This is a genomic window from Arcticibacterium sp., assembly GCF_055134445.1.
Genome location: NZ_JBSRVI010000110.1, coordinates 12369 through 33543, shown reverse-complemented (window position 1 = coordinate 33543; position 21175 = coordinate 12369). Strand labels below are relative to the sequence as shown.

At 32.8% G+C, this 21175-nt stretch carries 20 protein-coding genes; 12 read left to right on the top strand and 8 right to left on the bottom strand.

Annotation, left to right across the window (positions count from 1 at the left end; genetic code table 11):
• The first annotated feature begins 1 nt into the window (after position 1).
• The 9 genes from ACTBZY_RS14475 to ACTBZY_RS14435 all read left to right on the top strand — a co-directional run bounded on the left by ACTBZY_RS14475 (position 2) and on the right by ACTBZY_RS14435 (position 9177).
• Complete coding sequence (locus tag ACTBZY_RS14475; protein ID WP_463047054.1) at positions 2-1447, top strand: B12-binding domain-containing radical SAM protein; 1446 nt, start codon at positions 2-4, stop codon at positions 1445-1447.
• A gap of 194 nt (positions 1448-1641) precedes the next feature.
• Positions 1642-2310, top strand: coding sequence for a HemK2/MTQ2 family protein methyltransferase (locus ACTBZY_RS14470; RefSeq protein WP_463047053.1), 669 nt, complete (start codon positions 1642-1644; stop codon positions 2308-2310).
• A gap of 3 nt (positions 2311-2313) precedes the next feature.
• On the top strand, positions 2314-2958 hold the full coding sequence (locus ACTBZY_RS14465) for a class I SAM-dependent methyltransferase (RefSeq protein WP_463047052.1): 645 nt from the start codon (positions 2314-2316) through the stop codon (positions 2956-2958).
• 231 nt (positions 2959-3189) lie between these two features.
• Positions 3190-4701, top strand: coding sequence for a B12-binding domain-containing radical SAM protein (locus ACTBZY_RS14460; RefSeq protein WP_463047051.1), 1512 nt, complete (start codon positions 3190-3192; stop codon positions 4699-4701).
• Positions 4698-5483: a class I SAM-dependent methyltransferase gene (locus ACTBZY_RS14455; RefSeq protein ID WP_463047050.1), complete on the top strand. Its 786-nt coding sequence runs from the start codon at positions 4698-4700 to the stop codon at positions 5481-5483. Before ACTBZY_RS14460 ends, ACTBZY_RS14455 begins: the two co-directional genes overlap by 4 nt.
• Positions 5459-6154: a class I SAM-dependent methyltransferase gene (locus ACTBZY_RS14450; protein ID WP_463047049.1), complete on the top strand. Its 696-nt coding sequence runs from the start codon at positions 5459-5461 to the stop codon at positions 6152-6154. The genes ACTBZY_RS14455 and ACTBZY_RS14450 overlap by 25 nt, the downstream gene beginning before the upstream one ends.
• On the top strand, positions 6151-7275 hold the full coding sequence (locus ACTBZY_RS14445) for a glycosyltransferase (protein ID WP_463047048.1): 1125 nt from the start codon (positions 6151-6153) through the stop codon (positions 7273-7275). Before ACTBZY_RS14450 ends, ACTBZY_RS14445 begins: the two co-directional genes overlap by 4 nt.
• Positions 7276-7351: 76 nt before the next feature.
• On the top strand, positions 7352-8176 hold the full coding sequence (locus tag ACTBZY_RS14440) for a glycosyltransferase (RefSeq protein ID WP_463047047.1): 825 nt from the start codon (positions 7352-7354) through the stop codon (positions 8174-8176).
• Between the two features lie 71 nt (positions 8177-8247).
• The gene (locus tag ACTBZY_RS14435; RefSeq protein ID WP_463047046.1) at positions 8248-9177 is read left to right on the top strand and encodes a hypothetical protein; all 930 of its coding nucleotides are present in this window, start codon (positions 8248-8250) and stop codon (positions 9175-9177) included.
• Here the strand turns inward: ACTBZY_RS14435 and ACTBZY_RS14430 are convergent.
• The 4 genes from ACTBZY_RS14430 to ACTBZY_RS14415 form a co-directional block, all read right to left on the bottom strand.
• Entirely contained in the window at positions 9174-10295 is a 1122-nt protein-coding gene (locus tag ACTBZY_RS14430; protein ID WP_463047045.1) for a glycosyltransferase, read from the bottom strand. The two genes, ACTBZY_RS14435 and ACTBZY_RS14430, sit on opposite strands and share 4 nt — an antisense overlap.
• 146 nt (positions 10296-10441) lie before the next feature.
• Complete coding sequence (locus ACTBZY_RS14425) at positions 10442-11476, bottom strand: GDSL-type esterase/lipase family protein (protein ID WP_463047044.1); 1035 nt, start codon at positions 11474-11476, stop codon at positions 10442-10444.
• A gap of 184 nt (positions 11477-11660) precedes the next feature.
• Positions 11661-12662: a polysaccharide deacetylase family protein gene (locus ACTBZY_RS14420; protein ID WP_463047043.1), complete on the bottom strand. Its 1002-nt coding sequence runs from the start codon at positions 12660-12662 to the stop codon at positions 11661-11663.
• 457 nt (positions 12663-13119) lie between these two features.
• The gene (locus ACTBZY_RS14415; RefSeq protein ID WP_463047042.1) at positions 13120-13869 is read right to left on the bottom strand and encodes a hypothetical protein; all 750 of its coding nucleotides are present in this window, start codon (positions 13867-13869) and stop codon (positions 13120-13122) included.
• Positions 13870-14742: 873 nt separating this feature from the next.
• Here ACTBZY_RS14415 and ACTBZY_RS14410 point away from each other — a divergent pair.
• From ACTBZY_RS14410 to ACTBZY_RS14400, 3 genes are all read left to right on the top strand, one after another.
• The gene (locus ACTBZY_RS14410; protein WP_463047041.1) at positions 14743-15864 is read left to right on the top strand and encodes a glycosyltransferase family 4 protein; all 1122 of its coding nucleotides are present in this window, start codon (positions 14743-14745) and stop codon (positions 15862-15864) included.
• A 93-nt stretch (positions 15865-15957) separates the two neighbouring features.
• Entirely contained in the window at positions 15958-16107 is a 150-nt protein-coding gene (locus ACTBZY_RS14405; RefSeq protein ID WP_463047040.1) for a hypothetical protein, read from the top strand.
• A gap of 202 nt (positions 16108-16309) precedes the next feature.
• Positions 16310-17341: a transposase gene (locus ACTBZY_RS14400; RefSeq protein WP_463047039.1), complete on the top strand. Its 1032-nt coding sequence runs from the start codon at positions 16310-16312 to the stop codon at positions 17339-17341.
• 134 nt (positions 17342-17475) lie between these two features.
• Here the strand turns inward: ACTBZY_RS14400 and ACTBZY_RS14395 are convergent, their stop codons facing one another.
• From ACTBZY_RS14395 to ACTBZY_RS14380, 4 genes are all read right to left on the bottom strand, one after another.
• On the bottom strand, positions 17476-18150 hold the full coding sequence (locus ACTBZY_RS14395) for a hypothetical protein (protein ID WP_463047038.1): 675 nt from the start codon (positions 18148-18150) through the stop codon (positions 17476-17478).
• Between the two features lie 143 nt (positions 18151-18293).
• Positions 18294-18839 carry an adenylyl-sulfate kinase gene (cysC, locus tag ACTBZY_RS14390; protein WP_463047037.1) on the bottom strand — a complete coding sequence of 182 codons (546 nt, stop codon included), beginning with the start codon at positions 18837-18839 and terminating at the stop codon, positions 18294-18296.
• A 334-nt stretch (positions 18840-19173) separates the two neighbouring features.
• The gene (locus tag ACTBZY_RS14385; protein ID WP_463047036.1) at positions 19174-20271 is read right to left on the bottom strand and encodes an AsmA family protein; all 1098 of its coding nucleotides are present in this window, start codon (positions 20269-20271) and stop codon (positions 19174-19176) included.
• 265 nt (positions 20272-20536) lie between these two features.
• Positions 20537-21121 (bottom strand): DUF6134 family protein, encoded by a 585-nt coding sequence (locus tag ACTBZY_RS14380; RefSeq protein ID WP_463047035.1) that lies wholly within the window; start codon positions 21119-21121, stop codon positions 20537-20539.
• Positions 21122-21175: the final 54 nt, after the last annotated feature.

Below are 21175 nucleotides of genomic sequence, written 5' to 3'. Positions count from 1 at the left end.
TATGAATCTCGAACAATCCCCCCCGTCTGGATTTAGAACACCTGTTGCTTCTGGACTTATTTTAACGCACGCTTACTTCCTTGCTGATGATGTTAAAGAGCAGCAAATTATGAAACCCTATCCACCATTAGGGATTCTGTATTTGTCTGGTTATCTGAAAGAGAAGGATATGGAGCATGAAGTTTTTGATACCACCTTCTCAACGAAAAGTATTTTTTATAAACATTTACTTGAACGAAAGCCGGCAGTTTTGGCCATTTATATCAATTTGATGACCAAATTGAACGTTTTGGAAATGATTAAGTTTGTGAAAAGTTATCAAGAATTAAGTCATACGAAAATTGTGTTAGGAGGTCCAGATGTAAAATATAATACTGAAAATTTATTGAATTTCGGAGCTGATTTTTTAGTGATAGGGGAAGGAGAAGAAACATTTTATGAAGTATGTGAATCTTGTATAAATAGCAGCGACGGCTTTCCAGAAAAAGAGCTTTCTCAAATTGCGGGATTAGCATACAAAGATGGAAAAGGTGAAATTATTATCAATCCAGACCGCCCTTTGCGTAAAGATTTAGATGATTTGCCATTACCTAACCGAGCTGCAATTGACTTGAACTTGTATTTGAAAGCTTGGAAAAAACATCACGGAGAAAGTTCTATGACGCTCAGCACTATGCGGGGATGTCCTTATACTTGCCACTGGTGTAGCCGCGGCGTATATGGCTTAAGTTATAGGAGACGGTCGCCAGAAAAAGTGGTGGAGGAGATAAAAGAAATTCAGAGCCTATACCAAACTGATAATTTTTGGTTTGTGGACGATGTGTTTACCATTAGCCACCGATGGCTTGAAGGATTCTGTGAGGAACTGGATAAACAGCAAGTCAAAATAAGTTACGAATGCATTAGCCGTGCTGACCGTATGAATGAAAAGGTAATAAATTTACTTAAAAAATCAGGTTGTTTTAGGCTTTGGATTGGTGCGGAAAGTGGCTCTCAGAGGATAATAGACTTGATGGATAGGCGAGTGAAAGTTGAAAAGGTACAAGAAATGATTCAATTGAGCCAAAAAGCGGGAATTCAGGCAGGTACTTTTATTATGTTGGGTTATCCAAATGAAACCGAAGAAGATATTAAAAACACCTTAAATCATCTTAAAACTGCCAACCCGGATCAGTTTACCATTACTTTAACCTATCCGATTAAAGGGACTGAATTATACGAAGAGGTAGAAGCTCATAGCACCATTAATGATTTAGATTGGTCTACAACGACGGATAGAAATATTGATTTTAAAAGGACTTATTCTAAAAAGTATTACAATTATGCCGTCCACTGGGTAGTAAATGAAATGGCATATTTTCAACGAAAAGGGAATTCAATAGGTAGTTTAAAATTAAAATTGAAATCAATGAAGGCTCGTGCCGGGATGATGATCGAAAAAAGGTAATCTTATCAACTGCTGCAATTTAATTAAACTAACTTTCTTTCTTTTTCCATTGTGTTAGTAACGGTTTTTATTTCTGGGATTCCAGTTTTCAATTCTCTAGAATCCGTTTTTAACGACGTTAAGAACATATCTAAATATAAAAATAAATAAGATGCAACTGTTTAAATGAAATGATAGGAGTGCTTAGAAATATAATGAAGAAGCTTTTGTATGGAATTGTTATTTTTCCGCTGCGAGTTTATCTGTCGAAAGAGAAACAAGTGGAAGTTCAGGGTATGAAAATATCTGTTCCACCAAGTGTATTTCACCCTAAACTGTACTTCAGCACTCTTTTCTTGTTGGAGTTTCTTGAAAAGGAAGAGTTCTATAAAGAAACTAAAAAGGGGCCTATTCCTAAAAATGTATTAGAGTTAGGTGCAGGTTCTGGACTTTTGTCAATATTTATGGCAAAGAAAGGGGCAAAGGTGACTGCTTCTGATATTAATGCAGTGGCTTGTGAGACCGTATCTAAAAACGCATTATTAAATGATGTAAAGCTCCAAGTGCTTCAATCGGATTTATTTACAAACTTCCCATTGAGCTTATTTGACTTAATTGTAATTAATCCGCCCTATTACCCAAAATACCCAAATGATGATACGGAAAGAGCCTTTTTTTGTGGAGAAGATTTTGAGTATTTCAAAAATCTATTCAAACAGTTGCCTGAGTTCTTGGAGAAAGATGGTAAAGTTATCATGGTACTTTCAGAGGATTGTCAGATTGATGTAATTATGAAATTAGCTTTATATCAGGACTTTAAGTGGAAAGAAGTAGAAAGGAAAAGAATTATGAGTGAGTTGAATTTTATTTTTGAGCTTTTATAGCGTATGATATCTTCAGATAATTTATTTAACCATTACGCTACACTTAATCGATGTTTTCTACATGCATATTCAGAGGATGGAACGGAACTACTTTTAGAAGAAATAGGTGATTTGGAATATGACAAAATTTTAGAAATTGGAATTGGTACTGGTGCTACTTTGGTGAAATTAGCAGCCAGAAACAAATCCATAAAGTTAACTGGAGTTGATATCTCAAAATCTATGTTAAAAAAGGCAAAGTCACGTATAAGGTTTTCATGGCTGAAAAATCGTATAACTTTAAAACTGATTGAGGGTTTAGGGAAACTACCTTTTGATGATAATTCTTTTGATATTGTTTATATAGAATCAGTTTTAGCCATACAAAATGCTGAGGTTTTAGTGAATTATTTACAAGAAATTCATAGAGTATTGACTTTAAAAGGAAAAGTAGTGTTGAACGAAACTTTATGGCTCACTGATACAACAGGAGAAGAGGTTAAGATTGTAAATGATTTTTGTTTAGAAAACTATGGCATAATACAAGCAAGTGGAGAATTTGCATATCCTGAAAATTGGCAAGCTCTACTATACCAAATCGGTTTTGACAATATTAAATTGACTGAAATGAAAAAAAATAATTATTCCAAAAAGATTTCAAATTTGTAAGAAAGGCTTTCAAAGCTGTATTCCTTCATTGGACGTTTGAAAATAATCATATTTCCAGAAATTAGAAGGAATGTGTTAAAGTTAGACTCTATAAATCCACCATTTGTAAAAGGGAAAAAATACATGAGTGGTGTATTAATTAGTGCAACAAAATGATAAGGAAAGAAGCTCTCAAGCACTAAAAGCAAAGTTTTACCCGAAAAATATTTTGAAAAAGTCGTGTTATTAACTATGAATAAAGTAATTATTTTTAATCCAAGGGCAACAAAAAGTAAGCCTCGACTACCTATAACTATCATGCAGTTGGGAGCGGCTTTGTGGGGGAAGTATGAATTCGTTTTTGTTGATGGAAATCGTGAAACTGACCCATATTCTAAGATTGAAAACTATCTAAATTCTGGGGAATTTAAGTATTTTGCTTGTACTGTAATGCCAGGTCCACAATTAGATCAGGCAATAAGATTTACAAAAAAAATAAAGGAGAAGTTTTCTGAAATTATTACTATTTGGGGTGGTTATTTCGCTTCTAACCAGTATCAAGTTTGTATTGAATCTGATGCTGTGGATTATCTTGTTAATGGGATTGGTGATATTGCTTTTCCGGCTTTGATTGATGCATTGGAAGCAAAAGAGTCTTTGAAGTCGATCAAGAACCTGATTTACCTTGAAAAAGGAGAAATCATAAAAACGCCAAAGGTTACGATGATTGATATGGATACCATTCCTAGGTTGCCATATACTTTCCTTGAGAAATTTTATTCGATGGACGGTTATATAGGGAAAACCCATTTGGGTAAGCGAACCACCCAGTATCATAGTAGTTTGGGTTGCCCATTCACTTGTTCGTTTTGTGGCATTGTTCCTATTTTTAAAGCTCGTTGGAAAGGGAAATCTGCCGAAACGATGTTTGCGGATATCATATATCAAAAAGAAAAATACCAAATTGATTCAGTGGAGTTCACTGATAATAATTTTTTTGTTTCTGAAAAAAGGGTAGTTGAGTTTTCAAAATTGATAAATGGGCATGGAATAAATTGGTGGGGAGAAGCAAGGATTGACACAATGGACAAGTTTTCAGATGAGACATTAGCCCTACTAAGAGAATCGGGTTGTAAGATGATCTTTTTGGGAGCAGAAAGCGGCAATGACGAATTATTGAGCGAAATTGATAAGGGTGGCACGCAATCGGGAGACCAAATGTTAGGATTTGCAAAGCGTATGAAAGATTTCGATATCATTCCAGAGTATTCTTTCGTATTGGGTTTTCCGGCTGAAAGCTCAGAAAAGGTAATGCAACAAATAGATAAAGAGATACTTTATATTAAAAAAATAAAGGAGATAAATCCAGATACCGAAATTATTATTTATGTCTATAGTCCAGTGCCACAAGAAGGCTCTGAAATGTATGAAAAGGTGAAGGATTCAGGTTTTCGTTTTCCTAAAACCTTAGAGGATTGGCTAGATGATAGTTGGCAAAATTTTGATTTACGAAAGAATCCGCTTACCCCTTGGCTAACGAGAGCCATGATTGATAAAATCCAAAATTTCGAGGTAGTTTTGAATGCTCGATATCCAACAACACAAGATATAAAATTGAGTAGTTTCCAAAGAAAACTCATTTCAGGAATAGCAAATATCAGATACAAAACGAACTTTTATAAAGCTCCATATGAACTTAAGGTATTACAGAAATTCTGGCTTAAATACCGTCAACCAGAAATAGAGGGGGCAGAGTTGATATGAAATATTGGAATAATATTTTGAATCATCCACTCATTGATTACACAGATGGTGTGGGGCTGCTCTCAAAGTATAAAGGTGAAAACAAGATAGAAGATTTATATTTAAAATTGAGGAGTAAAGAAGGTAGAGTTTTAAGTGATGACTTAGTTAAAAAATTGCCTGATTTACCATTAGAACATCCGCATTTTGAAGAATGGCAATTAAGAAAAGATACAGTAGATAGTTTCTGTGAATTTTTAAAGATGAAGAAAGAGCCATTGAAAATTTTAGATTTAGGTTGTGGTAATGGTTGGTTTTCTTCTAAGATGGCCGAAATAGAGAAGAATGAAGTGCTGGGTTTAGATTTAAATTTATATGAATTAAAACAAGCACAAAGCCTTTTTAGTAATGATAGGCTTCAGTTTGCCTATGGGGATATTTTTGAAGATTTATTTGGTAAAGATTGTTTCGATATGGTAGTAATTAATTCGGCAATACAATATTTTCCGTCTATTCCTGAATTGTTTTGGCACTTATTTGAAATTCTAAAATCAGGTGGTGAAATTCATATTTTAGATAGCCCTTTTTATAAAAAAGGTGAAGTAGAATTAGCAAGGAATAGAACAATGAAGTATTATAAGTCGATTGGCTGTACCGAGATGGCAGAATTTTACTTTCATCATAGTTTGGACGATTTTACACCATTTTCGCCAACTTATAAACGTCTTAAGTTTTACTTTTTGAATAAAATACTCGGTAAAAAACAGAACCCTTTCGTATGGACGAGTTTTCAAAAGAAATAAAACGACTTATCAAGACACTCATTCCTGATTTTATTTTAAATATTCGAAAAAAATGGATTGAGAATAGAATTTTGGAGTATTACAAAACTCACACGCCAGAAGAGGTTTTTAGTTTGATATATAGAAGAAAAATCTGGGGTGACCATGAAACAGTTTCAGGTAGCGGATCAAAGTATAATTCTACTCATTCATTAAGGGAAGAATTACCTGAATTACTTGAAAAATATTTGATAAAATCGATTTTGGATATTCCGTGCGGAGATTTTAATTGGTTTAAAACAATTGACTTAAAAAGTATTGATTACAAGGGAGCCGATATTGTGGAGGATTTGGTTATTACATGTCAGCAAAAATTTACCCAAGAAAATATATCATTTCAAAAATTAGACATGGTATGCGATGAATTGCCAAAAGTTGATGTGATATTATGTAGAGATGGCTTGAGTCATTTATCTGATGAACTTGTAATGAAAGCTTTACAAAATTTCAGAAGAAGTCAAAGTAAGTATTTGTTAGTAACCTCATTTCCTGAATTAAATAAAAATGAAAATATTTTGACCGGATTTTTCAGGAAAATAAATCTATCAAAAACGCCATTTGAAGAAAACATAATTGACAAAATAGTGGACTTAAAAAGCGAAGGGAAATACATGGTATTGATAGAGTTATGAATAAAAGAATAATTGTACTTTCCGCTATTAATTATTTTGAGGGTGGTCCACTAACAATTTTGATGGATTGTTTGAATGAGTTGGCAAATGCTAAATATTCAGATTTTAAAATCATTGTTTTAGTGCACAAGATTTCACTTTTTGAGATAAAAAAATACCCAGGAAATATACTGTTTAGAGAATTTCCTAAATCAAGGAAAAGTTATTTGTTTAGACTTTATTACGAATTTGTTTACTTCAGTAGACTTATTAAAAGTGATAGTTCCTTTAAAAATGTCTATTTATGGTTTTCGCTACATGACATTAGCCCTAAGTTAAAAGCAGAAAAGAAAGCTGTTTATTGGCAAAGTCCAAGTCCATTTTATAAGGCCAATATTGGTGAGTTACTTTCGAATACAAAACTGTTTGTTCATTCCTTTTTGTATCGCTATGTCTTACAGTTTAATCATAAATCAAACGATTTTATTGTAGTTCAGGCGTACTGGTTAAAAGAGAAGGTGAGCTCTTGGTTTAATATTCCTAAAAACAAGATAGTTGTAGCCCAGCCAATTCGGAAAGAGGTTCTAAAAGAAGCTGGTTTACAGAAAGCGAGTGAAACACCAACTTTTTTCTATCCAAGCTTACCAAGGACACATAAGAATTTCACTGTTCTAGGCCAAGCTGCTGAAATATTATTGAAAGAAGGAATTACTGATTTTCAAATTATTTTAACCATTGATGAGAACGACAATAGTTTTAGCAGAAGTCTTTTTAAGAAATTTGGAGGTATTCCTCAAATTGAATTTGTTGGACTTTTGGACAAGGAAAAGGTTTTTAAGCACTATGGTCATTGTTCTGCACTTGTTTTCCCTTCAAGATTAGAAACATGGGGTTTACCTATTTCGGAATTTAAAGACTTTCAAAAACCAATGTTGGTAGCCGACTTGCCTTATGCCAAAGAAACAGTTGGAGCATATAGAAAAGTCCGTTTCTTAGAAACAAATAACCCGCAAGCCTGGGCTGCGGTTATGAAAAAGGTGATTTTAAAAGAGAAAATTGATTATGAAAATAACGGATCTGCTGAGATTCCGGCTCCAAAAGCAGAAAATTGGGAGGAACTGTTCAAATTACTTTTGAATTAAAAAAACTTTCCTACGTAATGAAATCGTTTTCTTTTGAATTAATTTAAAATGACATTCCTGTTAAGGAAATTATAATTTGAAACTAACTATAACAGCCTCTATCGTAATTTATAACAATGAGAGAAATGTCTTGATAAAGGCTATTTCCAGTGTGTTAAGATCAGAAGAGTTAACAAAACTTTATTTAATTGATAATTCGGACACTGACGAATTTGAAAATATCACAAACGATAGGCGAGTTGTTTATTTACATAATAAACAAAACTTGGGTTTTGGAAAGGCACATAATATTGCGATAAAAGCAGCAATTGAAAGTGAATCGGCCTATCATTTTGTAGTAAATCCCGATATTTATTTTAAGGAAGAGGTGTTGCTTCCAATGGTAAATGTTATGGTAAATGACCCGGAAATTGGCCTAATGATGCCTAAAGTATTGAATTATGATGGAAGTATTCAATTTTTGCCGAAGCTTCCGCCATCTCCTTTTTATATGATTTGGCGAAAAATAAAGATTCCAAGAAAGGCCTTTAATAAGTTTATCAATTTATACGAATTGAGAAATGCACCTCAAACCAAAACGTATATTGCACCACGTGTTTCTGGCTGTTTTAGTTTGTTAAATTTGAAAGTGATCAGGGAATTAGGAATGTATGATAAGCGTTTTTTTATGTATTTCGAAGATTCAGATTTATCTCGTAGAATTTATCAAAAGTATAAGACCATTTACTATCCAGATGTTTCAGTATATCATGCCTACCAGAATGGGGCAGGGAAAGACCTGAAGTTATTTATGCTTTTCGTTCATTCTGCCATCAAGTACTTTAATAAATGGGGCTGGTTTTTTGATAAAGAGCGTAAAGAAATCAACGTAAGGACTATTAATCAATTTGATTTTTTATGAAAAAATAGTAAATGAAGGGAAGGTTTGTAATAGTAAATTTATCAGGACCTTATTCTTGAATTAATCTAGCAATGGAAAGAAAAAGTAACTATAGAATCGAAAGAATAACCGCAGTACACTATCTAGGTATGGCAAGGCTTTTTGAAGCATCAGGTCAAAAAAAAATAGATTTCTATAAAAAATATGATTGTAAACATTTAAAAAAAACGGTTTTAGGGGTGGCTATTTATGAAAATAGTAATACACCTGTAGCATACATTGCTCAATTACCTTATCTATTAAGTTACGAAGGAAAAAAGTTTTTGGCGGCCCAAAGTTGTGATACGGTTACTAATCCGGAGTATTTTAGAAAGGGGCTCTCTTCACAATTATTTGAATACTGCACTTCTATAGGAATTAAAGAGAAAATGTCAGGTTTTTTTGGGATTGCTAATAAGTCTAGTAGTGGTGTAGTCTCAAAATTAAATTGGACAGTTTTAGAGCCCTTTAAAAGGTATGAAATATCAATAAAGACATTGCCAATTTGGAGTATTTTCAACAGATTAGGTCTAGGTCAATTTTACACAAAATCTGCAATGTATTTCTTGAAGAAACACTTGGTTAAGCCCGTTTTATTTAACTCATTTAGCCATGAAGAATATTTAATTGTTGATAGAAATAAGGAGCATATGGAGTACAAGTTGAACTTTGGTAGTATCTTTTTAAAAGTAGAAGAAGTAACTTTTTGGGTAAAAATAAATTATGGTCAACTCTGTATTGGAGATATTAAGACGGATTCTGAAATAGAGCTATTATCTGCAATGGATAAAATTTGTCAAATATGTAGGAAATTGGGGCTAAGGAAAATTGTTTTTCAAACCCAGACTGGTAGTAATCTTCAACAGTATTTTGATAATAATTATGATGCTAAAGTATCTTCTACCATTTTTTATAAAGATTTAGGTTCAGGCATACCATGGGAAAAATTGAAATTAACCTTTGCCGATTCTGACACTTTTTAGTTTTTTATAAGCTTATCAAATAGTTCTTGATACTTACTCACAGTCCAATCTATATCATGTTTCTTAGACCATGCTAATCCCTTTGTTTGATAATCAGTATATTGATGATGGTTGTTTAAAAGTGAAATTACCTTTTGTGCCAATGTGTCTGAATCTTTTATATCGACGGCAAGTGTACAGAAGTTTTCCAAATCTGCAATCAAACCAACTCGAGTTCCAACCACAACCAAGCCTGATGACATGGCTTCATTAACTACAACAGCTTGACTCTCATATAATGAAGTAAGTAGGAAGATATGTGATTTAGAAAAGTATTCTGGTAGCTCTTTATAAGCAACCCTCCCAAGAAAGGAAATATTATTAGTCAGACCCATGTTTTTTGCTAATTGTTGTATTTTCCCATTAAGTGTATCTAATCCTATTATTGTCAAATGAGCATCTATTTCTTGATTGACTTTTTTGAATGCTTTTAACAATGTCACTTGGTCTTTTACCAAATTTATACTAGCTACATGGATTATTTGTAATGGAAGTGTTAGTGGATTATTTATAAATTTAAATTTATGGTTATCCACCCCAAAAGGGATTAATTGAATTTGCTTAAATGTTATACCACTTTCTTTGATTTTAATAATTTGATACTTAGATAAGACCAGTATGCAATCAGCATTCCAAGCTGTATAATTCAGTATTTTTCTAAACCATTTTTTATGAAATTCGCCGTAGTTTATTTCAGGAAAACGAACAACTTCTCCTCCCATAAAGCCTACTACCACTGGCCTTTTTAGAATATTACCTACTAAAACGGATAAAAAACCGCAAGGGAAGCCCCAATAACCCAGAAATAGGTGATAAGGCCGTTTTAAATGATTAGATAGTATGGAAGAAAAAAGATAGAAGAAGCGAATGAAAAGTCGCTGATTTTTAAAAAAGGATACGTCAATTAACTTATAGTTTTTCGCAACAAAGTTTTCATTAACCTTGGCAAAAGAATAAACTGTTATGTCATAAATATTAGCCAGCTCCTCAATAAGAATCGCTTGGTGAGGAATTCCCTCTGATCTAAATCCAGTACCTACACTTCCAAAAGTAATAATGGCGATTCTTTTTTTATTCATGATGTTTGAGGACTTATTTTGCTAATTGAATTATCATATTCGTTGAATTATTAATGTATTATTTAAAACATTAGTCCCTTGACCAAAATATGTATTTTGCCATTCAATGAGTTTAATAAACAAATCATGTTTAAATAAAGAGCATTTTAATGCACTTTATTCTTTTTAGAGAATGGGAGTTCATTTATTAGCTCTTCATAAATGATGTATCCTACTTTTTCTGCTCCAATGTTAGTATAATGTACTAAGTCATAATAAAAATCAGGATTATCCTCTAATTTAGATGCTAGGTCAATCACTAATACATCATTTTCCAGTCCAACTTGGATGGTTGTTTGGTTATAATATTTAACAAAAGAAAGTGGATGCAAATCAGTAAGATTATATATTGGTTGAGTAATGAGTACAGGTGTTATGTTCCTATTAATACATTGATTTATAAGCTTATATAATCTTTGCTTATATTCTTTCTGGTTGTTTAAATAAAGTTTACTTTTCTCTTTAAATTCTTTTTTTGATAAATTCTCAGGAGACTTTTTTGACATATGCCCCATCTCATATGTTCTTACTAGCAATTGCCTGCGTAGATTCCATAGGAAAGAAAATAGCTTGCTTTTTTGAGCGAACTTTCTAAGTCGATACTCACGTGAATCTTCTAAAAATGAATCTTCATTATTTTTTACTACATACATTTCATTGAGTCCAACTAAAAACAATACCATATCAGGGTTATAGTAAAAAATATGTTCTTTTAATAGAACTGAATGACCAAAAGAGGAACACCCATCAATTCCGGCATTGTTTACCCAAACACTGTCCTTTGTCTGAGATAACTTTGAATTTAATATATGTGTCCAAGTCTTCGTATTGTCAAGAAGGGAGCATTCAGTTGTACTGCCGCCTACTGTAAATATGGAATAGTAGTCTGCCAAATTAGACGGCGGGTTTATCCCCCTAAAACCTATGGAATTGGTGCTATAATAAATTGTATCATCTAGTCCTGCTTGTTGAGATGGGTTATCGATGATTATAGTTTTCTCATAGTTTTTTAATAAGCGTAAAGAATTTCCCACAACTCTGGTAGGAAGAGGATTATAAATCCTTAATATTAATTCAGCAATCAGCAAGCCAATTAAAAGACCAAATAGAATCAATAATATATTAGGGAATATTTTTTTCATATAGCTGAGGGCTTTGCTAAAGCTTCTTTTAAATCAGTTTAGGTTTTCTTAGAACTAGTCTTTTGAATAATATTTTATGTAATATTTGATATTATCTTCAATTATTAATTTTGACCGAAATAGTTAGCCAGTTCTGTTCACATCCTTTCGCGAATTTTGACCGTTATTTGTGTACTCAATTTATCTAATATTTATTATTTAATATAGCCCAAGCTTGATGTGACAAATTGGTAAAAGGGTTAATTGTAAGCCTTGAGTGAACTCTAGAATCGGTCACATCTTCCGGAAATAGATAATCTACTGCATATTGGTTTTTTAAGCCCATTTCGAAACAAGATATAATTAAATCTCTGGTATAAGACCCATCAGGATAAGCAATACTCCGAATTTCTCTTTGTAATAGGTTTTCCAAATATTGCTTCGCCTTAATTATTAATCGAACTGCTTCAGTATGACCGCAAATCCCGAGGTTTTCATGGTAGTATCCATGTAATTCTACAGTAGCATACTTAGATTTGTCTAATTTAATTATTTCTTCGTCAGACAGGGTTTTCCAGTAAATTTCCCAATCTTCTAATTTTGTCATGTCTTCAATTTCTGGAAAGGCGGAATAAACTTGCTTTTTAAAAGTCCAATTCTGTGCTTTACACCTAGTTTTTAGGCTTAAACCATCGATGTTTTGATAGACTCCTTTTTTTTTATAATACTCATCACCTCCAACGGTTATGTTGGCGTTGCTTAAATAAGATGCAAGGTCTAAATAGTCAGTCCAAAGCATCGGATATTTAGTGTGATTAATGGCTGTGACAAAGAACGTAGCATGTATCTGTTTTTTTTCAAGAATTGGTAAAGCTATTTGTAAATTATTTCTATATCCATCGTCAAATACGATGGCAATATTCATGCGATTTGGATCGATTTTATCGGATACTAAATCAGACAGCGAAACTAAATTATAGTGGGTTTGTAAAAAATCTAATTGTTGTTCAAAGAGCTGTTCCGAAACAAAACGTGTATTTATAGAGGTTTGCCCTATATAATCAACACCATGATAAAGTAGAATACATTTTCCTGGTCGATCACTCAATAACCAGTTGGTTCCACAAAAATGAGATATCATACCAATACCAATTCTGCGAACAAGATAACTAGTTTTTTTATGGAATGTATAAAATGAATTTATCATAATCAGGATATATCAGAGAAGACTTATATGCTTGTTTGTACAATATCTTCATTTATTAGGCTTGGATCAAAATCATTAGAACTTGTGTCTATAAATTTCTCAGGATAGTTTACTTTGCTTTACCAATAGTTTATATATAGCATTAGGGAAATAAAGGTGACAAACTTTGTATTCTGTTTTCGTAATTTTTTATCATTTGACTGTTTCTGAAACACTGCCATCTGGATAGCCTACAATAAATGAGACGATCCCTTCAAAATTAGAAACTTGGCCATTCAAAAAAGAATAAATTCCAAAGGAATTATCTTTCAAAATCATCTTGAAACATACTAAAAAAACAATTCAATTTATAGACAAATCGAGTTGCAATGTAGTGATAGGTTGTTCGGGTAATTTCTTGGCATGATCCTTCTATAAGGTTTTTGGCTTACGGCAGGCTGCTCGATTGTAGCAAGTTTTAGTTTGTTTTAATATTCAACTTTGGATAGAATGAATCCTTTGGTAGAAAGTCGATTCCAAAGAAATCAAACATTTTCTTAAATTCATGGGCGTAATTTAATTTTTCAATTGTTGTTTCATAAATTTTGATATCAGTAAATTTACTCTTGAATTTTAGCCCTTGAGCATGTGTTTCTTTTACGTACCATTCTAAATATTTCAATTCGAATTCCCGAATGACTTTTAGTTTTTTTACGTTAAAGGGGAATGGGTTTTTTTTGCTTTCTGACAGTCTTGAAATAAAAAGTAGAATTCGGTATTTAACTTTATCAAAATTAGAAACTGGATTAATGGGGTTTTTCATTAATGGATTCATGATTGTCACCAATCCGTTATAATTTAAAGGAGTACAATTTATTCTATAAAAACTTTTGATGATTTCATCTTTATCTCTTTTAAGTATAATTATACCCAATTCTTCATGTGGTATTAAAGAGGGTATTAACCAGCCAAATCCCTTAATGAAAGTGTGATTAGTTTCTATGTAATGTTTTTTTTCATCAATGGCTGAATTTATCGCAATGATTTTCTCTTTCATTTTCTTCTCTAACTTTTCCGGTCTACCACGAAGAAATTCAACCATTGGTTTACCAAGCATAGAGGGATTTGGTTCGTGAAAAGCATTAATGTTTTCGAACTCTTTCAGTATGTTGGAAAGATAGTGGGAACCAGATCTTCCTGTATTTATAGAAAAAATGTATTTTATCATTTGGGATTACTATGATTTATGTGCAATAATATTTTAGCCAAACTGGGTTTTAATGTAGTTTAGGTTTTGTTGAACGCACCCAAATTAAGCTGAGATATACTTTGTTCATCTTAAATTATGCTCTTAATCAAAATATTATGGTACAAGTAAAAACATGTGAGATTTCGGAACCCAAAACACAGTTCTAAACTACGAAATAAAAAGACATTCAATTGTTTTCTCATGCCAAATATCTGGTAAGTTTGAGCTCAACATAGGCCCATATGCTACTAGCTTTTCGGTTCATTCTATATTCTTTAAAGTATGTCTTTAAAAGGTAATTTTAATAAATGGCCTATCGTTTAGAGGTTGTAGTGTAAGCTTCCAACAACTATAATTTTCTCTGGTGATTCTCCGTAATTTCAGCTGATTTAGCACCTAAACTATTAATCTTAACATGAATCAAATTGGACATGTTTTAGCATATTTCGAATTAAAACTATATTGATACGCTAAGCCTAGGGTATTAATTTAATACCTTAGATTCTTTTCGTAAAAAAAGATAAGAAAACCTCTAGTATCATGACTAATAGTTAGAGTTATTGATGTTAGAATAAAAAGTCTTAATATTCTATGCTTATTCATTTTTGGTGAGAATGATTATTCTTTAGAAATATGAGATTTTTTAATCCATGCTTGTATTTCATATTACTAGACAGTCTTCTCTATAATTAAAGATATTCCAACTCACTTTGCTTTTACCCTTTTTTTAGGAATTTTTGTAATAGTTCCTCCGATTAGATCCTTTCAAGTTGCTCAGCTCAACTTTAGCTTTATATATTATTTATAATGAAATTGTTTAGCACTAATTTTGGGAAAAGTATTCTTTGAAACATGAAAAAAAAAATATCACAAAGTAAACCTCTTTTTGTAATTATTACTTTCAGAGTTATGCTCCAAAGTGAAAATGATTTTTTACGATTGATTCAATCACTCATTGCCCCAATCTTTGAGTCCTTAGAAAAAATATATAGTGTTAAGTATTTGAAAGTAAAAACACGACCTATTGTCATTGACAATAATGCTAAAAATGAAATTCATTTTAATGTAAAAAGGGGGCTCTTCAGATTCTTCCCTTTTTCACTCTTTTTGTTTATAAAAAAGCAAAAACCTTCCATTGTGTTTGTACACGGCTTCATTTTCCCAATTCAATTGTTGAGTTTGTTTTTTTTCCTAGATAAGTCAACAAAGGTTATCGTTCAACACCATGCTGAAAAGCCATTTAAAAATATTTTTAAAAGATGGTTACAAAAAATAGTCTATTCAAGAGCAGATGCATATCTATTTGCGTCAAGTGAGCTAGCACGTCCGTTTGAGGATTACAATATTATTAAAGACTCCTGTCGTATTAATGAGGTTATGGAGTTCTCCAGTTGCTTTGTAAATAAAAATATGGAGCGTCCTGCTCATTCTTTTTTGTGGGTTGGCCGTCTTGATGCCAACAAAGACCCCATAACCATGCTGAAAGGGTTTAACTTATATCTTAATCATAATCCTATTGCTAAGCTAACTATGATTTATGCGAGTGCCATTATTGAAAGTGAGGTGAAATCATTCATTCAGAAAAATAACATGACTTCATCTGTTATTCTTTTAGGGAAAGTTTCTCATGACCAGTTAGAAAATTGGTACAATTCCAGTGACTTTTTTATTTCTGCTTCACATTATGAAGGTAGCGGTATTGCATTTTGTGAGGCGATGAGCTGTGGTTGTATTCCGATAGGAACTAATATTGCTTCATTTAGAACTATGACGAATAATGGTGATTGTGGGATGTTGTTTGAGGTAGCTAATGAAATGGATTTATTTAGTAAATTAAGAGAAAGTGAAAAAGTTAAAATAGACGATATGCGTAAACAAGTTTTACTTCAATTTCAGAATAACCTTTCGTTCAATGCCATAGGATTGAGAATTGAAGAAGTTGCAAATAATCTTTTATCAAAATTTGAATTATAAATTTACTGATCGTGTAGTTTTACCTTTTTAGGGATTGTTTCAGCCCCTTAATATATCAAACGTGATTACGAAATAATTTTTGTAATTATGAGTATGGGAAAGAAGTATAGCAAAGCCGAAAAACTGGCTATTGTAAAAGAAGCCTCAGAGAAAGGCGTAAAAATCACGTTGGATAAGTATGCACTTTATCCAGCTACCTTTTATTACCTGTCTGCCGACAGGCAGGCTGGAAGTAAAAGGTAGAAGAGATGGGTGAGGTTGGCTTGACTCATGGCCTTACTAAGGAACGCCTTGCTATCATCAAGAAACTGGAAAAAGAGAACAAAGCTTTGAAGGAAATCATAGCTGAGAAAGAGTTGGAGAGTAAGCTAAAAGATGAGTTGCTAAAAAAGAAGTACCCCCATCTGAGAAACAAGCTTTAGTCAGAAAGTACGTCGGATGGGGGATGAAATTAGAACTTACTTTAAAGCTCTGTAAACTCACTAAATATGAGTACTACAGGAAGTTAGGCAAACGTAAAAAAGCAGGTAGGAAACCTACTTGTATCACTAATCAAATAAATGGGCATGGCGACTTGGTGGAAGTAGCCGAAGAGCTTGTCATTGGTGTAATTATTAACACCCTGCTGTTGCCAGAGACCAGTTATGGATATAGAGTTATGACCGCGGCCTTACAGCACGAAGGTTTTTTGATTAATCACAAAAAGGTATATCGCCTAATGTATAAATATCAACTGCTTGGTGACCGACATAAAAGAGCGGCTAGGAATTATGTAAAATATAGGCGGGTTAATCTTAAAAGGCCTTTAGAGGTCTTAGAGATGGATATAAAGTTCCAGTGGGTTATAGAACATCAATGCTATGCATTCATTCTTACAGTAATAGATAGTTTTACAAGAAAGGTACTTTATTGGACGGTGGCTTACTCCATTAAACAAGCCCAAATTAAAGCTGCTTGGGAGCAAATTATCCTTCAAGAATTACAACCAGCAGGTCTGCTGGAGCAAGAACTAACCCTAGAGCTTCGTAACGATAATGACACAAGATTTGCTGCCAAAACAGTCCAAGAATACTTTACTAAAAATCACATCAAGCAGGTATTTACACATCCCTATACGCCCCAAGAAAATGGTCATGTAGAAAGCTTTCATGCCATACTTGGTCGCTCACTAGAACTCCAGGAATACAAGACCATAACTGACTTAGAGAAACAGCTAGAACACTTCTATTATACTTATAATAATAACGTGAGGTTACATGGAAGTCTAAAGCACCTAAACCCCAACGCATTTATTAAACTTTGGCAGCAGGAAATGATATTGGTAGAACCGCATAAAAAGATTAACCACAAGTACAATATTCAATTACGAATACCTCATTATAAAATCAAACCAAATGGAGAATTCAGAATTATATCAGAAGAAACTAAAGCTCTGCTGGCACAAAGAAACCAGAGAACAAGCACCTTAAACAGCTAAAATCGTAGTATAAGAAAAACAATTTTATACATTTAATAAACCTTCGGAAAGTGTTTGCCTATTAGGGGGCTAAACCAGGGATTAAAACTAACTCAAGTTGAGTTTATTTTAAATGAAAAACTTCTAAACCTTATTCATTTAATAATTGACTCATAAAGTTTCCAGGATTTTTTCGAAATCCCCTTTTGATATAAAGATTTTTCTGGTTGAATTAAACTACCAACACTTATGTTTTTTGATGGGTCTCCATGTTTTCCAGTAAATGAATGAAGGTCATAGTTTGTTGATAATTTATTTTCTAAATGCAGAAAAGAACGTACTTCTTCTAGGCATTTAGCTGTATTGGAAACTAAATCTTCCGAATCAACAACTAAGAGTTGCGATTTCAAACTAGTCTTTTTGAGCTCTTTCAAGAATTCCAATCTATCAATATAGTACTTCTCAATCTCTTCATGCCCCCATTCTTTATAAAAGTCTTTTGTCAATTTTCTAATGCTCTCGAACGTCTCTTCTGGTTTCCTTACCAAAACCACAATGCGAGAAAAGGACTTGATTAAATCTAAATTGGGTGTTTTTTGGTTGTGATTAATTTGATCAAGAAATTTAAAGTTCAATGGAAGTATTTTGCCGAAGTATTGCTGAGTCTTAATTCTCATTTTTACAATATCCAATTTAGTTGTATAAACCTTATTACTTTCACCCATTCCAAATATCTTCTTATCTGTCATGAGTATATGGGCAAACAAGGATGATCTACTTCGCATGTGTCCTAAGATAAATATTTGATAAGTTTCTTTGAATGGATACATTTATAGGTTGCTTTTATTACAATATTTGATAACTTTAAGAAAGTTCCTGTTAATTTAAAGTTTGCCTAACTGTAATAATAGACAATCCTTTTATTGTTGTCTTCTAAATTGGTAGACTCGATATGTTTCATCTCCTTAATATACTATTGGGTATTATCCTTTTTCAAAACTTCTAAAATCAAATCAATTAGCTTTGTTGAAGATTCCTCAATTGACAACTTATCGGTCTTAATTAATAAGTCTGGAATTTCAGGAATGTCGTAAACATCACTTACTCCTGTTAAGTTTTTAAGTTTTTGTGGGTTCTCGTCTTCTAGAAAGGCTCTTTTGTATAGGCCTTTTGTATCACGTTTGATTAATGTGTTTAATTCAGCTTCAATATAAACCGTTTTTACAGTGTGTTTCGTCTCCAAAGAATTATCATGCCTGACTTTTTCATAAGGGTTGATACTCGAAATAATTGCGATAATACCTTGATCGGCGAATCTTTTAGCTAAATAGAACAAACAGTTAATATTATGAACCCTTTCCTCTTTGGTAAAACCTAAATCGGGAAAAAAAAGTCCCCTATAAATATCACCATCAATAACTTCCGTTTTGATTTTATGTTTTGTCAAATATTCCTTTGTAAAGTTTGCGATAGTTGTTTTACCGGCACCAGATAAACCAGTCATCTGAATAATTATCATAAAATAAGAGTAGTTATTAAAAAAACTAAATTATGCAAATTTTGAATAATTATACTTTGAAATACATTTTTTCATTAAAGATCAATGCTGTCCTAAATAAATAATAATATGGGTTACATTATGAATTTCATGTCAATTAAAGGGCAATATCTTTAAGGCGTTTAAAAAGAATTTTGTGCTGGGTTTGGCAACAGGTTTTTAAAATGGGTTATTGAGCCATGTTATGAGCTCTATAATCAACTAATTCAAACTTCATTAAAAATAACTTCCTAACGTTCATCGCCAAAGAGCATAAGCAACAAACTTTCATGTCCAACGGGATTTAATGTGGGCATCAGCTTTTTTTTCTGCCTTTAGATTTCTTTTTGGTCATTTCTTTTCTATCCTGAAATGCATCTTGAAATTCTATGGTATTATCGACATTATCTACAAAAGCCTCTATCCATGCATTATTTATAATACTAACCACGGTCGACCAGACAGCCGTGTCTACGTTTTTTAAATCACCTTCGAAAGGTACTTTCATCGCTACAGAATCTGTCTTTTGATTTTTGAAAACAAATTTAAAGAAGCCAATGAAACCTTCCCAAACCGACTCCACAAAATGGTCTTCTGGACCAATTAATTTTGAGTTCTTGATGAATGGTTTTACATAACCTTTCAGGTAGCTATTTGCAATGGCCAATTCACCATAAAGATTGAAAATCCCAGATTCAAAGTCAGCTTTTCCGTAATGCTTTGTCAAATCATTTAGTGCTGTTACATCAGAATTCTCTAATTTGAAAGTGATATCCATATCAGGAATTTCTTTAAGTAGATTAAGGTTACCATCCATAGCCAATGTACCATTACCAAATGTACTCGCACTCATATTAAATGCACTAGGAAGTGTCTGCTCAGCCGCAATGACATTACTCAGGTTGTTGGCCGTAAGTTCTACCTTTTCCATGGTTAAGTCAACGTCCGGGTCTGCTGACAGCATCACCAGACTAATTTTACCTTCATGGACCTCAAAACGATTGATGTTAAGCGGTACAATATCCGTGAGGGCTTTTGTCCAATCCTTTTGATCTGCCCCTTTGGCATCCGCTTGATCTTCCATGACATAGATAATCTCGGGGGTGTTCAATATGATTTCACTGACAATCCTTCCTTTGAATAAGGATTTCCATTCAACGGAAATATCGGCTTCTGGTAGTTGGATAAAAGGAACTTCGGTACCAGCATCCACCACAGATAAGTGCATGCCTCTAATAATATAGGCTCCTCTTATCAAAGCAATATCTACGTCTTCTACTGCTCCGGTATAGCCCGGTAGCTCTGATAATACATTGTTTAAGTAGTTCTTAACAATGGATGGAAGGAATAATCGGAAAACAATCAATAAGCTGACTATGATGAGTAAGGCGGATCTTTTTCTGTATTTCTTCATGGGTGATAATGATTTTAAAAAATATATATACATTCCTTGTCTATCACATTTTAGAACAACTATAATTTGAGTTTACCCATTGGCTGGTTTACTGTACTACAAGGAATGTATAACTTTCAATAGTTTTTTTTGAAAATACGCTATCATATAGATCTCGGATTACAAAAAAATCATTGAATCTACTTTCTTGAAGGAAATGGTTAATTTAGGTGTGTTATGTAAAGAAATGTTTTGAAACCATAACAGCAGAATACTTCAAAACGCATTACTTCTTGTTCAGCTCAAAAGTCATTAACCTATGTTGAATGACTGCTCTGTTCAAGGTTCCTTTACTATAAAAGTAATCACTCGTGCGTTTACTTTTCGGCTCCGTAAGCTGATACTGCCCAGTTCCTATTTTTTTTATAGGCTTCTCGATGTTGTCGATTTCAGAATAAACTTTGGAAACATTATCAGGTTGATCCCAATATAACATGGCTCCAGAGTAGTTAATGTCTTTCTCGAATTTGGATAGTTCGCCATCTTTTGTCACGGAGTAAATGCCATTGATTTTTTCAGTGACGCTAGAAGAATGCAATTTTCCGTTTACAAAGGTTGAAACCGAACTGGACACCAATTCACCGTTGTTATAATAAGCAGTGAGCTTATAGGTCAAATCAATGTCGATTAATATTTTAACATTTACTTCGCTGTGGACTTCAATTTTAATCAAATCATTTTCTAGACTTTTTTTTACGGTAATCTGACCGAGGTGCGTATTATTAGCTGTGATGCTATACGATAATGTCTGTGCATTTATTGATGGTACCCTTGCAAAAAAGATTAGGGCAAGTAAAATTATACTTCTCACAATTAACTTTATTAAACCCGGTTTATGCATTGGAGTATCATAATGAGTTTTAAA